The sequence below is a fragment of the Nocardiopsis baichengensis YIM 90130 genome, from assembly GCF_000341205.1.
GTDB classification, from domain to species: domain Bacteria; phylum Actinomycetota; class Actinomycetes; order Streptosporangiales; family Streptosporangiaceae; genus Nocardiopsis_A; species Nocardiopsis_A halophila.
Genome location: NZ_ANAS01000040.1, coordinates 1 through 13,798, shown reverse-complemented (window position 1 = coordinate 13,798; position 13,798 = coordinate 1). Strand labels below are relative to the sequence as shown.

11 protein-coding genes are annotated in these 13,798 nt (G+C 74.8%); 7 read left to right on the top strand and 4 right to left on the bottom strand.

Annotated features, from left to right (window positions below):
- Window positions 1-85 precede the first annotated feature (85 nt).
- From C892_RS0126255 to C892_RS0126245, 3 genes are read left to right on the top strand one after another with little or no spacing between them, the layout of a single operon-like run.
- The gene (locus C892_RS0126255) at window positions 86-436 is read left to right on the top strand and encodes an SCP2 sterol-binding domain-containing protein (protein ID WP_017541765.1); all 351 of its coding nucleotides are present in this window, start codon (window positions 86-88) and stop codon (window positions 434-436) included.
- A gap of 25 nt (window positions 437-461) precedes the next feature.
- A complete protein-coding gene (locus tag C892_RS0126250; protein WP_017559647.1) occupies window positions 462-1,790 on the top strand; it encodes a DUF1015 family protein in 1,329 nt (442 codons plus the stop codon).
- Window positions 1,777-2,766 carry an HAD-IIA family hydrolase gene (locus C892_RS0126245; protein WP_017541767.1) on the top strand — a complete coding sequence of 330 codons (990 nt, stop codon included), beginning with the start codon at window positions 1,777-1,779 and terminating at the stop codon, window positions 2,764-2,766. The genes C892_RS0126250 and C892_RS0126245 overlap by 14 nt, the downstream gene beginning before the upstream one ends.
- Before the next feature lies 1 nt (window position 2,767).
- Here C892_RS0126245 and C892_RS0126240 read toward each other — a convergent pair whose 3' ends face one another.
- Window positions 2,768-3,145, bottom strand: a complete 378-nt coding sequence (locus tag C892_RS0126240) for a single-stranded DNA-binding protein (RefSeq protein WP_017559646.1) — start codon at window positions 3,143-3,145, stop codon at window positions 2,768-2,770.
- Window positions 3,146-3,307: 162 nt separating this feature from the next.
- Between C892_RS0126240 and C892_RS0126235 the strand changes: the two genes are divergently transcribed.
- Window positions 3,308-4,300, top strand: a complete 993-nt coding sequence (locus C892_RS0126235; RefSeq protein ID WP_017559645.1) for an MBL fold metallo-hydrolase — start codon at window positions 3,308-3,310, stop codon at window positions 4,298-4,300.
- Here C892_RS0126235 and C892_RS0126230 read toward each other — a convergent pair.
- Window positions 4,261-4,659 carry an NUDIX domain-containing protein gene (locus C892_RS0126230; protein ID WP_017559644.1) on the bottom strand — a complete coding sequence of 133 codons (399 nt, stop codon included), beginning with the start codon at window positions 4,657-4,659 and terminating at the stop codon, window positions 4,261-4,263. The two genes, C892_RS0126235 and C892_RS0126230, sit on opposite strands and share 40 nt — an antisense overlap.
- Before the next feature lie 289 nt (window positions 4,660-4,948).
- Here C892_RS0126230 and nhaA point away from each other — a divergent pair, with 289 nt between their 5' ends.
- On the top strand, window positions 4,949-6,193 hold the full coding sequence (gene nhaA / locus C892_RS0126225) for a Na+/H+ antiporter NhaA (protein ID WP_017559643.1): 1,245 nt from the start codon (window positions 4,949-4,951) through the stop codon (window positions 6,191-6,193).
- 65 nt (window positions 6,194-6,258) lie between these two features.
- Here nhaA and C892_RS0126220 read toward each other — a convergent pair whose 3' ends face one another.
- The gene (locus C892_RS0126220) at window positions 6,259-7,230 is read right to left on the bottom strand and encodes a tetratricopeptide repeat protein (protein WP_017559642.1); all 972 of its coding nucleotides are present in this window, start codon (window positions 7,228-7,230) and stop codon (window positions 6,259-6,261) included.
- 447 nt (window positions 7,231-7,677) lie between these two features.
- On the opposite strand from C892_RS0126220, the gene C892_RS0126215 reads away from it, so the two are divergent.
- Both C892_RS0126215 and C892_RS0126210 read left to right on the top strand, forming a co-directional pair.
- Window positions 7,678-8,277: a TIGR03086 family metal-binding protein gene (locus C892_RS0126215; RefSeq protein ID WP_017559641.1), complete on the top strand. Its 600-nt coding sequence runs from the start codon at window positions 7,678-7,680 to the stop codon at window positions 8,275-8,277.
- A gap of 129 nt (window positions 8,278-8,406) precedes the next feature.
- Window positions 8,407-10,860 carry an NACHT domain-containing protein gene (locus C892_RS0126210; RefSeq protein WP_017559640.1) on the top strand — a complete coding sequence of 818 codons (2,454 nt, stop codon included), beginning with the start codon at window positions 8,407-8,409 and terminating at the stop codon, window positions 10,858-10,860.
- Between the two features lie 620 nt (window positions 10,861-11,480).
- On the opposite strand, the gene C892_RS29645 is transcribed toward C892_RS0126210, so the two are convergent.
- Window positions 11,481-12,821 carry an HNH endonuclease signature motif containing protein gene (locus C892_RS29645; RefSeq protein WP_017559639.1) on the bottom strand — a complete coding sequence of 447 codons (1,341 nt, stop codon included), beginning with the start codon at window positions 12,819-12,821 and terminating at the stop codon, window positions 11,481-11,483.
- Between the last annotated feature and the right edge of the window lie 977 nt (window positions 12,822-13,798).

Sequence of the window (13,798 nt, the reverse complement as noted above, 5' to 3'; positions counted from 1 at the left end):
GCGACTCGGTTCCGGGCCCCGATGGTAGCGGGGACGCGCCGCCGCCCGGGGCGAAACCGCCCGGCCGCTACGGCATCATGGGGCCATGACCAGCGTTGAGGACTGCCGCCGCGCGATCGACCGGGTGTCGGAGCGGATCATGGAGGTCGACGAGGCCGACCGCCGCAAGCACATCGTCGAGCGCACGGTCAGCGTGACCGTGAGCGACCTGGACACCGTCTTCGACATGCGGCTCACCGGCACCGGGCTGCGCGACGTGTCCACCCGCGCCGCCGGCGACCCGGCCGGGCGGGCGCAGGTGCGCCTCACCGCCACCGCCGACGACCTGGTGGCCCTGGCCGAGGACCGGCTGGACGCCGCCAAGGCGATGCTGTCCGGGCGGCTCAAGATCGAGGCGAGTTTCACCGACCTGATGCGCATGCGCAAGCTGCTCTAGCCGCGGGTATCGTTCCAGGGTGCCGATGGATACGGGTGATGGCGCCCTGGAGCTCGCCCCGCTGCGCGGGCTCCGGTACGCGGGCGCCGACGCGAGCGCCCTGATCGATTCGCCGGCCTTCAACCTGGCGCTCGCCCTGTCCCCTCCCTACGACCTGGTCGACGCCGCCTCCTATGCGCGCATGACCACCGACGAACCGCACAACGCCGCCCGGCTCACCGCCCCGCCCGCGGTCTCGGCCCCCGACTACACCGGTGCCGCGCGCACCCTGCACCGCTGGATCGAGGAGGGGGTGCTGGTGCGCGACCCCTCCCCCGCGGTGTACGCCTACGAGCAGACCACCCCCGAAGGGCTGCGCCAGCGCGGCCTCATCGGCCTGCTGCGGCTGCCCCCGCCCGGCGGCCGCGCCGTCCGCCCGCACGAGTCCATCGCCGAGGAGCCGGTGCTGGACCGGGCCCGGCTGATGGCCGCCACCCGGGCCAACCTGGAACCGATCTTCCTGCTCTACCGGGGCGGGCACGGCGCCGAGCGCGGCGCCGCCTCGCGGGCCGCCGACGCCCCCGCCGAGCAGGGCGACGAGCCGCTGGTGCACACGGTCACCGGCGACGGCGTCACCCACCGGCTCTGGGCGCTGACCGACGCCGGGCTGCACGCCCGCATCGCCCACGACCTGGCCGGGCGCACCGCGCTGATCGCCGACGGCCACCACCGCTACGCCGCCTACCGCCGCCTGCAGGCGCGCCAGCACGGCCCCGGCCCCTGGGACCTGGGGCTGGCGCTGCTGGTGGACTCCGACGCCTCACCGCCCCGGCTGGGCCCCATCCACCGGGTGGTGCCCGGCATCGGCGCCCGCGCGGCGGCCGACGCGGCCCGGGCCCACGCCCGCGTCCGCGCGCTGCCCGAGGACGGGGGCACCGACCGCACCGTGCGCCTGCTCGCCCAGGCGGCCCGCCAGGGTCCGGCGCTGGCCCTCGCCGACCACAGCGGCCGCTTCCTCATCGACCGGGTCGACCCCGGGGCGATGCGCGCCGCCGCCCCCGACCGCTCCGAGGCCTGGCGGGCGATGCCCACCGCCGCCCTGGAGCGCCTGTTCCTGCCGCTGTGGGGGGTGCGCCCCCGGGCGGCCGAGCTCGTGCACGACGACGCCGCCGAGGCGGTGCGCCGCGCCGGGGCCCGCACCGGGCCCGCCGCCGCCGTGCTGCTGCCCCCGCTGCGGGTCGCCGACGTGTACGAGGTGACCGGGCGCGGCGAACTCACCCCGCGCAAATCCACCTCCTTCGGCCCCAAGCCGCGCACCGGACTGGTGCTGCGCTCCCTGGAGTCCCTGCCTGAGAGGACCGATGAAGCCCGCTGACCGCCCGCTGAACGAGCTCTACGACGCCGCCCTGCTGGACCTGGACGGCGTCGTCTACATCGGGGACCGCCCGGTCCCGGCCGCGCCCGAGGCCGTCGCCAAGGCGCGCGCGGCCGGGATGGCCGCGGTGTTCGTCACCAACAACTCCTCGCGCACCCCGGCCTCCATCGCCGAGCGGCTCACCGCCCTGGGCGTCCCGGCCGCCGCCGGCGACGTGGTCACCTCCGCCGAGGCCGCCGCCCGTCTGGTCCGCGAACGCTTCCCGGCCGGGGCCCCGGTGCTGGTGGTCGGCGACACCGGGCTGCGCCTGGCGCTGATCCGCCGCGGCCTGCGCCCGGTCACCCAGGCGGCCGAGGACCCGGTCGCGGTGGTGCAGGGCCACTCCCCCCGCCTGTCCTACGACCTGGTCTGCCAGGGCGCGCTCGCGGTCAGCCGCGGGGCGCTGTTCGTGGCCAGCAACGCCGACGCCACCGCCCCCATGGGGCCGGGCATCCTGCCCGGCAACGGCTCCTTCTCCCGGGTCATCGCCAACGCCGCGGGCCTGGAACCGGTCGTGGCGGGCAAGCCGATGCGGCCCCTGCACGAGGAGGGGGTGGCCCGCACCGGCTCCCGGCGGCCGCTGGTGGTGGGCGACCGCCTGGACACCGACGTGGAGGGGGCACGGGCCCGCGGCGCCGCCTCACTGCTGGTGCTGTCCGGGGTGACCGGGGCCCGGGAGCTGGCCGCCGCCCCGCCCGAGCGCCGCCCCGACCACATCGCCTGGGACCTGTCCGGCCTCAACGAGACCCACCCGGGCACCGAGGCGGTCCCGGGCGGGGCCGCCTGCGCCGGATGGACCGCCCGGGTGCGCGACGACGGGGCCCTGGCCCTGTCCGGCGGCGGCGAGCGGCTCGACGGGCTGCGCGCGGTGTGCGCCGCCGCCTGGGCCGACCCCGGGGCCGACCCGCGCGGCGCGCTGGACCGCCTCGGCTGGTGAGTCACCCCCCGGCGGCCCGCCCGCCGAGCTCCCGCACGCCGGTGGCCTCCACCTCCACCGTCCCGCCGCCGCCCCGGGCCGCCCGGCGGTAGCGGCGGCGCAGCGACCCCGACACCTGCACCAGGTCGCCGATGCGCCAGCCGCGGGTGGCCTCGCGGATGTCGGGGCGAAAGCTCACGCAGGTGAAGGGGTCGGCCTGGGGGCCGCGGCGCGCGTCCGAGGCCGGCCGGGCCACCGAGATGCGCCAGGTGACCATGTGCGCGCCGTCCGGCAGCTCGCGCACCGACGGCTCGGCCGTGACGCGCCCGGCCAGCAGCACCTCGTTGCGGTGCGCGGGCCGGGCCGCAAGGGCGGAGGGGGCGGTCGGGATCCGGGGCATGTGCGCCTCCCGTCGACGGGGGTGTCGCTGTCGCCGTCCACCCTGCACCGCGCGCCCCGGCCCGTGCGGACCGATCCGGCGCCTGTGGACGGGGGCCGCGCGCCCGGCCCCGGGCCCGGTGAACTAGATTCGGTTCCCGGCCTCGCAGAAGGGAGTGCAGCGGTGGACGCGACCGAGGGCATCACCGCCCTGGGCGAAGAGGTCTTCGCCATCGACACGCTGATGGCCGGGTACCCGGGGATCACCTCCAGCTACCTCATCCGCACCGAGCGGCCGTGCGTGGTGGAGGTGGGCACCGCCGGGTCGGCCGAGGTGCTGCGCGACCGGATGGCCGCGCTGGGCATCGGCGCCGACGACCTGGCCACCATCGTCGTGACCCACATCCACCTGGACCACGCCGGCGGCGTGGGCGACATCGCCCGGATGTTCCCCCGGGCCGAGATCGTGGTGCACGAGCGCGGCGCCCGCCACCTGGCCGACCCCGAACGGCTCATGCGCTCGGCGCGGATGGTCTGGGGCGACCGGCTGGACGTGCTCTTCGGCGAGATGAGCCCCTCCGACGCCGACCGCATCCGCACCGTCGGCACCACCGGCGAGGTGGACCTGGGCGCCGGCAGGCGGCTCGTCGCGCACTACTCCCCCGGCCACGCCAAGCACCACGTGGGGCTGGTCGACAGCGCCACCGGCGACCTGTACGCCGGCGACGCCCTGGGGGTGTACAACCCCTACACCGGCGACGTCCGCCCGGCCACGCCGCCGCCGGACTTCGACTTCGGGGCCGCGCGGCGCTCGCTGGACCTGTTCGGCGACATCGGCGCCCGGCGCCTGATGTTCTCCCACTTCGGTGCGGTCGAGGAGGTCGAGGGCACGCTGGAGCGGGCCCGCGAGGAGCTGCACGCCTGGGTGGAGGAGGTGCGCCGGGCCCGCGCCTCCACCGGGGACCTGGACCACGCCGTGGGCATGGTCCGCGACGCGGTGCTCAAGCGCTACCGGCCCCTGCCCGAGGAGGCGCCCGCCGAGGCCGCCCAGGTGATGGACGTGCTCAGCGGCGTGGAGGGCAACACCAGCGGCATCTGGCACTGGCTGGACCGGCTGGAGGCCGAGCAGGAGGCCGCTCAGGGCGCGCCCGGCAGCCCCAGTTCCCGCAGCAGATAGGCGTAGATGCCGTCGTCCCAGGACAGCTGCGGGGGCAGGGTGTCGAAGGCGCGCACCTCGACGGTCTCGAACTCACCCGTGAGCGGGCGGAACGCACGCGCCCGCGCGCAGGTGACCACGGTGGTGTGCCCGCCGGGAAGGACGTAGTGCCCGGCGGTGCGCACCTCGCCGAGCTCCGCCCCGGCCTCCTCGCGGGCCTCGCGGCGGGCGGTGGCCTCCGGGTCCTCCCCCGGCTCGGCGTGCCCGCCCGGGAACTCCCAGGCGCGGTCGCGGTGGCGCACCAGAACCGGCCGGGCGCCGTCGAAGAGCAGGCAGACCACCGAGTCGTGGCGTTCGGGCAGCGCGCCGACGCGCACCACCGCACCACCGAGATCCGCCGCCGACACGGCGGTTATCCTACCCTGCGGCGCCGGCCCGGCGCCGGGCGCTTCCCCCGGAGGACGTGAAAGGTTGTCACCCACATCTCGCACGAACCGGGAACCCGCCGGTCACAGGGGTGTGGACGATCACCATCACGCGCGGTGATTTGTATACAGTCCGGGGCATAAGGCAGTGTTAAGGAAGCGCAGTGCCGTGCTGCGCACTGGTGTGCCGGGAAGTCTGGTCGGCGACGTACGCAATCCCATGGACGACTCGGGAGAACCGCTTATGGTGAAGAAGACCGGTGTGCACGCGATCGCCGACGCACTGCGCAGAGACGCGGTCGGCGGCTTTCTGCTCATCGGGGCTGCGGCGATCGCGCTCATCTGGGCCAACTCGCCGCTCTCCGGGGCCTACGAGGCCATCCGCGACTTCACCATCGGCCCCTCGGCGCCGCTCCACCTGGACCTGACCGTCGGCACCTGGGCCGCCGACGGGCTGCTCGCGGTCTTCTTCTTCATCGTCGGCGCCGAGCTCAAGCACGAGTTCGTCCACGGCGAGCTGCGCAACCCGCGCCGGGCCATGCTGCCCATCGTCGCCGCCGTCGGCGGGATGATCGCCCCGGCGCTCATCTTCGTCGCCTTCAACACCGCCCGGCCCGAGGACATGAGCGGCTGGGGCATCCCGATGGCGACCGACATCGCCTTCGCCCTGGCCATCCTGGCCATCATCGGCAAGTCGCTGCCGCCGGCGCTGCGCACCTTCCTGCTGACCCTGGCCATCGTCGACGACCTGGGCGCGATCACCGTCATCGCGATCTTCTACACCGACCACCTCTCCTTCGCCTACCTGTTCGCCGCCCTGGCGCTGCTGGTCCTCTTCGGCTACCTGCAGCAGGGCCGCGGCATCGCCGCCGCGCTCGACCGCTCGGCCGTGCCGAACTGGCTCGTCTACGTGCCGCTCGCCTTCCTCATCTGGGCGTTCATGCACGAGAGCGGCGTGCACGCCACCATCGCCGGCGTGGCGATGGGCATGCTGATGCGCAGCCGCATGCGCGAGGGCGAGCACGAGTCCCCGCTGCACCGGGTCGAGCACATGCTGCGCCCCTGGTCCATGGGGCTGGCGCTGCCCATCTTCGCCCTCTTCTCGGCCGGTGTGGTCTTCTCCGGCATCGGCTCGATGTTCACCGACACCGTCGCCCTGGGCGTCATCGTCGGCCTGGTCGCCGGAAAGCTCATCGGCATCCTCGGCGGGGCCTGGGTCACCACCAAGCTCACCACCGCCGAGCTCAACCCGACACTGCGCTGGATCGACATCGCCGGCATGTCCCAGCTGGCCGGGATCGGCTTCACCGTCTCGCTGCTGATCAGCGAACTGGCCTACGAGCCGGGGACCACCCTGGACCACGCCAAGGGCGGCGTGCTCATCGCCTCCCTGCTGGCCACCCTGCTGGCCTCGGTGGTGCTCACCCGCCGCAGCGCCTACTACCGCAAGCACGGCATCCCGCAGGAGGAGACGGCCGGGCAGGGCTGACGGGACGACGCAAAGGGGGGCGCCCGCCGGTATCCGGCGGGCGCCCCCTTCTCTTCGATCCCGGGTCAGGCCCGCGGGTCGGCCTCGGCGTCCTCGGCGTCGGCCCACACCACGTCGTCGTCGACGGCGACCAGCTCGATGCCCTCGAGCTCGGCCAGGCGCTCGTCGGCGTCGGTCTGGCCCTCGCGGTCCACGGCCGAGGCGCGCGCGAAGTACTCCCGCGCGTCCTTGTCCCGGCCCAGCTCGTCCAGCACGTCGGCGTAGGCGTAGAACAGCCGCGCCGCCCACGGGCGGGCCCGGCGCTCCTTGAGCTCGGGCACCTGCAGCTCCACCAGCGCCGCCTCCGGGTTGCCCATGTCCCGGCGGGCCCCGGCGGCCACGATCCGCAGCTCCACACGGGCGTCGGTGTCCAGCTCGGAGGCCTCGGGCGCGCGGGACAGCTCCAGCGCGCGCTCGGGGCGCCCCAGCCCGCGCTCGCAATCGGCCATCACCGCCAGGTAGGCGGGGCTGCCGTTGATCCGGCGCGCCGCCCGCAGGTCGGACAGGGCCTCCTGCCACTTGCCGACGTTGTATGCGGCCACGCCCGCGGCCTCGCGCACCGCGGACACGCGGGAGGCGCGCTTGCGCGCGTAGGCGGCGTGCTCGTAGGCGGCGTCGGGGTCCTCGTCCAGCAGGCGCCCGGCCGCGGCCAGGTGGCGGCCCACGATCTCCGCCAGCGAACGCGGCAGGGTGGCCAGCTCACGCCGGACGTCGCCGTCCAGCTCGCGGTCGCTGACGTCCTCCGGCAGGGCCGGGCCCTTCTCCCTCTCCGGGCGCTCGGCGCCCCGCTCGCCCTGGGGCCGCCCCCCGCGGCCCCCGTCGAAGCGGCGTCCTCCGCCGCCACCGCCACCGCCGCGGCGGGGTCCCCCGCCGCCGCGGAACCCTCCGCCGCCGCGGGGTCCGCCGTCTCGGCGGCCGCCGCCGGACCCTCCGGAGCGGCCTCTGTGGTCACGGGCTCCGGAGCCGCCGCGGCCCCCCGATCGGCTGTCGTCAGTCATGTCCCGTTCCGTAAGCAGTCAAAAGCGCCGCCGCGAACCGCGACAGCGCACAGGGATTCCCAGGGAATCCACTTTACGTCATCGGCCGGGTTTGCGCGCCTCGATCAGCGTCCGCGAGGCGTGCGCCACGAACGGCCCGCTGGCGGAGATCCGCCGGCGCGGCCTTGCGCAGCAGGTACACCACCGCCCCACTCCAGCCCGGCCGCTAGGCCGGCCGGCCCTGGTATCCCCGAGAGGGCCGCGCCTCCGTGGCGCACCCCTCCGGCCAGGAGAAGTCCCACCCGTCCACGGGCGCGGCGGCGCCCTCCTCCCCCAGGTCCTCGAATCCCTCGCCATCGGAGCATCACCGCGGATTCGACCGCACGTGCGATGAGTTTCGCGCCCCGCGCGGGTCTTCACCCCGACGGCTCCCGAGCGAGCGCAACCACGACCGGAAGTGGACGACCCATGGCCGATCACCTCGACCTCGAACCCGCGGCCCGGCGCCTGGCCGACCTGGCCGCCGCGACCCCCGACTCCCGGCTCGACGGCCCCACCCCGTGCACCGGCATGGACGTCGCCGGGCTGCTCGACCACGTCATGATGCTCGCCCAGGCCTTCCGGCAGGCCGCGGACAAGACCGGTTCGCCCGACGACGGCCCGCCGCCGGAGGCCTCCGGGGCCCACCTTCCCCCGGACTGGCGCGTCGAGCTGCCGCGCCGGCTCGACGCGCTGGCCGAGGCCTGGCGCTCACCGTCGGCCTGGGAAGGCGAGACCGCGGCGGGAGGACTCACACTCAGCGGACAGGAGGCGGGCGCGATCGCCCTGAACGAGCTCGTCCTGCACGGATGGGACCTCGCCCGGGCAACGGACCGCCCCTACCGGTGCGAAGAGTGGGAGGCCCAGGTCAGCCACGACTTCGCCGCCTCGATTCCGGACGTCCCCGAGGCCCGCGAGGGCCTGTTCGGCCCCGTCGTCCCGGTCCCCGACGACGCCCCGCTGTTCGACCGGGCCCTGGGCCTCAGCGGCCGCGCCCCCGATTGGAGCCCCGGCCCCCGGCAGGCGTAGCGCCCACAGGACGCACCTGACGCCCATCGCGGAACGCGGTCCCAGGCACCGCACGCTCATGTGATGTCGGCCACGACATGTTCGCTCATCGCCACCGGCCCCCCTCAGGGTGGGGGACAATCCGGCGGCATGAGCGGACTTCGCACGCTGGGGGCGGTGGGCGCGGCGGCCGGGATCCTGGGGACGCTGGCGGCGGCCCTGTGGTGGGGCGGTGGTCCCGGGACCCGAGCGGGATGGGAGGCCGCGGCGTGGGGGGCGGCCATCGTGGCCGCGCTGGCGCTGATCGTCGCCGCCGCCCGTTGGGCGGCGGTTCCCGTTCAGCGCCCGAAAGACCCCCGGTGGTGGGACCAGGCCGCAGAGGAGCTGGCCCAAGAGGTGCAGAAGCAATGGCGTGCGGAGGCAGGGACGTACGCCCTGCACCGTCCTGAGCCGCTGCCGGTCACATTGTCCTTCAATGACAGGCTGGCCTCGGACTCCACCGGCACCGTCGCGTATGCCGCCTCCGGCACCACGGTGCAGGGGCCCCGGGAGCACGGCGATATCCGGAGCGCCGCTCCACTGTTCCTCGGGCTCCCCCGGAAGCGGCTCGTCGTCGTCGGCGCCCCGGGCTCCGGCAAGACGGGGTTCGCCACACTCCTCACCTTGGAGATGCTCGAAGAGAGGCACCGGTACCCCGGTGCTCCCGTACCGGTGCTCGTGCAGCCGGCCTCCTGGGAGCCCGAAGAAGAGCACCTGTGCGCCTGGATCGCGCGGTGCCTGGAGGAGGACCATCCGGCACTGCGCCGACCGGCCCTCGGCCCCGGCACCGCCGAGGAACTGGTCATGTCCGGACGGGTGCTGCCGATCCTGGACGGCCTCGATGAACTGTCCGCCGATGCCCGGGGCAGAGCGCTCGCCGCCGTCGACCGGGCGCTCCTCGGCCGCCCGCTGGTCCTCACCAGCCGCACCGCCGAATACCAGGAGGCCGTCCATCGGAGCGGTGGGCTCATCAGCGGTGCCGCGGTTCTCGAACTGCAGCCCGTCCGGGCCGAGGACGCCGCGAAGCACCTCCACCGCCCGGGCGCACACGGCAGCGCACGCTGGGAGCGAGTCGCCGCCCGCCTTCGCGAGGACCCGACCGGCGAACTGGCCGCCGCGCTTTCGAGCCCCCTCATGGTGACCCTCGCCAAGACGGTGTACTCGGTGCCCGGAACCGATCCCGGTGACCTCGTAGAGAAGGCCGCCGCGCTCGGGCGCCGCGCGGTCGAACGCCACCTGCTGCGGGCCTACGTCCCCGCGGCCTACAGCTCCGGACCGCCGCCGCCGAGGACCCCGGCCGAAAGGCGGCAGCCCACGATCACCGCCCATGCCGCCGACGGGTACCTGCAGTACCTGGCCCTCCTCCTCACCCGCGGGGCCAGGAACGGCTTCGGGTGGTGGCACCTGCACACGCTGGTGCCCTCGTCGGCGTACGCGACCGTGACCGCCGCAGTGGCGGCGCTCGTCACGGGCATCGTGATCGGGGGCGTGTACGGCCCGGACTGGGGCGTCCCCGCCGCCCTCGCGGCAGGCGCCGCGGCGCTGGTCGCCGCCCTCACCGAAGCGCACTCGCAACCGCACTCGGAGCATGAGCGCCACGGCGTCCCGGCCGCCGTCGGACGCCTCCTCCTCGGGGCGGCCGCCGGAATCGGTGTCGGCGTCATGCCCCAGGCGGCGTTCGGGTTCGACATCGGCCCCTGGCAGGCCGAGTCCGGACATGTCTACGTGTACACCCTCGTCCACGGAACGGTGGGCGCCCTGGCGGCCCTCGCGGTCGCGACCCCTGTCGCCCCCGCACGGGTCAACAATCGGATCCGCTGGAACGCCGGCGTACGGAGACGCCTGATCACCGGCTTGGGGGCCGGTTCGGCGCTGGGGCTCTGCGCGGGAGCCGTATTCGCGACCGCCTTCGTCGACCTTCCCCATCCCGGCTACGCCCTCGCTTATGTCCTCGGCTACGGGACGGTCACAGCGCTCATCACCGGGACTTCGCTCGCCGCCATGGCGGCCGTACTGACCCCCTTGGAAAGCGACACCACGGTCACTCCCCACTCCGTCCTGCGCACCGACCAGGCGGTGGCGCTCGGCGCCAAGACCGTCGTCGGTTTCGGCGCAGGGGCCGTGTTCGGGAGCACGACGTGGGTCGGCACGGTCCTCCTGCAGCGGATCGCCCAGTGGCACGTGCACGGGGGCCGGGGAATCTCGGAGATCTCCCCGGCGTACCTGACGCACGGCCTCGGGAGCCTCGTCGCTTCGGGGGCACGGCTCGGAGTCGTGATCGGAGCCCTCCTGGCCTTCGGGCTCGGCTTCGTCGGCAGCTGCTGGGGGAGGACGGTCGTCGCGCGCGTGGGGCCGACCGCTCTGGGCCGCCTGCCGATCAGGCTGTACAAGTTCCTTGACGGCGCGCACCGATGCGGGATCCTCCGACAGTCGGGAGCCCTCTATCAGTTCCGACATGCCCGCCTTCAGGAGGAATTGGCCCGTAGCGCGGTCGACAATGGCCTCGCTCGACAGAGGAACACGTCGGCGCCTGATACTTCGGCGGCGGATACACCGACATCCTGAGGAGCCGGCTTCGCCTGTCCTCCCCACTCCGTTCCCGAGGGACCAGGGCCACAAGCGGCCGTCGAGGCCCGACCGACCGGGCCGCCGTAAGCGATGAGGGAGTGGAGCAACGAGGCCGGATCGGCGGTTCCCCCAGGCCTGCTCGTCAGCTACCGGGCCGCTCACGGTCCGGTAGGACGGCGGCGACGACGAAGGCGGGCGGTCCTGCCGGTAGCGCTGTCGGATGCCGGGTGTGCGGGTGGTCCCGGGAGGGGGCGGCGACGAAGGCGAAGGCGCCGAGGGGGCCGGCACCGCTGCCGGGCGCCAGGGGGCGGGCGGTCGCGGTAGGGAAGGGCGGCGGGACGGCCCCGGTCCGGGGCACGCTCCGGACCGGCTCTCCTGTGCCTGGGGCCGGTGCGCAGCAGGGGTGCCGGAGCCCGCGGCCCCAGGGGGGCTGTGCGGCGGGCACACTGCAGCACTCCCCGCAGTACTCCCCATAGCGGAGGGGGGCGGTGCGGGCGCACTCGGGCAGGCCCCCTGGCCGACCTCCCGGGTGCCCCGGGGGCGCGGGGTGCTCGCGGGGGGGGCGTGCCTCTCGGGGGGGCGGGTGGGTTCCCGGCGGGCCCCAAGGGGGTGGTGCTTCAGGAATGCGCGGAGGGACCCGGTCGCCCTGGCGGGTCGGTTCCACCCCTGTCACCGGAGTTTCCCCCGCGCCCTGGGCCGGTGCGCCCGTCCCGGATTCCCTTCCGGCCCCGGTTCGGCGGCCGGGTGCTGGCCCGGTAGTGGGCCTCAGCCCGCGCCCGGTGCTTCTCCCGGTTGTGGCGCCCGCACAGCAGCTGCGCGTTGGCCACCGAGGTCGTGCCGCCCTCCCACCACTCGGTGCGGTGGTCGCCCTGGCACCAGCGGGCCGGAACGCTGCACCCCTCCTCCCACTGGCAGGTGCCCGCCGTGGCCACCAGCGCCTCGCGGATGCGGGAGGGGAAGGTGCGGCGGGTCCGGCCGATGTCGACCACGCCCTCGACCGGGTCGGTGACCAGCCGCCGCACCAGCGAGTCCGAAGCCAGGGCCCGAACCGCCGAGGGCGGCAGCAGCCGCCCCCGGTCCGTGGTCGCCGGGGCCGCCCCCTCCGCGCCGAGGAGGGCCTCCAGCGGCACCACCACGCTCACCTGCGGACGGAACGCGCCCCGCCGCCGGGTGCCCTGCTCGACCCGTGGCGCAGCCAGGGCCGCCGCGGCGTCCGAGCCCTCCTGCGGCACCGGCACCTCCAGCCCCTCGGCCGCCAGCCGGTTCTCGCACAGCTGCACCAGCGCATCGAAGCGCCGCTGGCCAGGAGTGCGCTCATCCGGCGGGGCCGCGTGGGCCTCGACGGCGGTGCGGATGATCTCCTCCGAGGCCGCATCCCCCTGCACCTGAAGAGCGAACCCGAAGGCATTCTTGGAGAACCGTGCCTCACGCGCTCCGTAGGCCCGCCGGTCCTCCTCCTCGTGCACCCGAGGGGACACCCGCTCGACGAGAGTGCGCCCGATCCTGGCCAGCATCCGCTCGTCGGCCCCGCCGCGCGCGGCCTGGAGCAGGATCGGCTCGGCCGCCTCCCGAAAATCCTCCGCGCCGGGGTGCTCCTGCACGCACCGGCCGGCCGCGGCCCTCTCGCATCCCTCGACGATACGGGCCAGCTGCGCGAAACCGATCTCCCCCGCCTCGAGCGCACCGACCGAGGCCGGGTAGTCGTCCAGGTGCTCAGCGACCCTCACGATCGCCTTGGCCTGGGCCAACGGGCGCCCCTGATCGCGCAGCAATCCGGTCACGGTGGAGGAGGCCGCTCCTGCCAGACACCCGGCCCCGCGCATACGCGCGGCCAAACGGGCCGCCGCGAGGTCCAGGGCATCCAGCCCCGAAGCCAGGGCCTCCATGGTGGCGGTGAGCATGTCCCGGTGGCCCGGTGCCACCTCCATGTCCCCAGCCCGGTCGGCCTCGGCGAGCACACCGTCGATCCCGGTCCGGATCCCCTCTGCGGGAGATCCGGCCGGAACACCGGGGTGCCGCTGATCTGCCATACACCCATTATGAACCACCCGCCACCACTTTTGGGTGCCCGGCGGAAGATTTCCCAAAGAATTCCCCGGAAGCACGGTTATCCCAGGTCAGAACAGATGTTGATCATGTATGGAGGGTGCTTGAGTATTGCCCGGCAAAGGCGCCTCGGAAGGCCGGTCGCTTCCCGCGGAAAGCCGCCTTGGAAACAAGACCCCTTTCCCTTTCCAAGAGGGTTGGAATCGGAGAGAGCCGCCCGTTCCAGAGTGTCCTGGAATGGCGAAGGGCCGCCCGTTCCAGGGCGGGGCACCGGTAAGGACCGATGCGTTCCCAAACCGCCCCGGCAGCCGAACGGGGGCACCCGGCACGAGCGCGGCAGGGCCGCCACCGGCCCTGTGGAGACGTGCCCCTGCGGCCTGGCCCGCCGGAAGACCGGATGGGCGAACGATAGTGGTGAGATCGACACCCGATGTGCGATCGGGTGGTGATCTCACCACTATCGATTCCCGCGCAGGCGCCGACCGCGCGGCGGAACAGGGGCCACGGCCACCAGAACGCGCCCTGGCCGGGCACCGGCCGCCCGCCCGCCCGACAGGCCAGGGCAGGCGGGACCCCGCTCCTCCGTCGCCGCTCCCCAGCCGGACCACACGGCGCCCGGCAGGCAGGGCCGGGCACCCGCCCCGCCTCGCCCCCGCCCGCCCGACCGGCGCGGGCCCGGCACCCGGCGAGTAGCAGTGAGCGGGGCACCTGCCCATCCGTCGCCGCCGGCCACCCGGACCACCCGGGGCCCGGCGGACGGCAAGCAGGCACAAGCACCCGCCCGGCCCGCCCTCACCGCCCCCGCACCCCGGCCGCGGGCCGGCACCCCGCCCCAGGAGACACCCCCACGACCGGCCGGCCACACTTTCACATGATCACAAGCAAGGGA

Coding starts and splice junctions, on each gene's coding strand:
- C892_RS0126240 (WP_017559646.1), bottom strand. CDS start 3,145: ATGCCCCGGATCCCGACCGCCCCCTCCGCCCTTGCGGCCCGGCCCGCG.
- C892_RS0126245 (WP_017541767.1), top strand. CDS start 1,777: ATGAAGCCCGCTGACCGCCCGCTGAACGAGCTCTACGACGCCGCCCTG.
- nhaA (WP_017559643.1), top strand. CDS start 4,949: ATGGTGAAGAAGACCGGTGTGCACGCGATCGCCGACGCACTGCGCAGA.
- C892_RS0126215 (WP_017559641.1), top strand. CDS start 7,678: ATGGCCGATCACCTCGACCTCGAACCCGCGGCCCGGCGCCTGGCCGAC.
- C892_RS0126255 (WP_017541765.1), top strand. CDS start 86: ATGACCAGCGTTGAGGACTGCCGCCGCGCGATCGACCGGGTGTCGGAG.
- C892_RS0126220 (WP_017559642.1), bottom strand. CDS start 7,230: ATGACTGACGACAGCCGATCGGGGGGCCGCGGCGGCTCCGGAGCCCGT.
- C892_RS0126210 (WP_017559640.1), top strand. CDS start 8,407: ATGAGCGGACTTCGCACGCTGGGGGCGGTGGGCGCGGCGGCCGGGATC.
- C892_RS0126250 (WP_017559647.1), top strand. CDS start 462: ATGGATACGGGTGATGGCGCCCTGGAGCTCGCCCCGCTGCGCGGGCTC.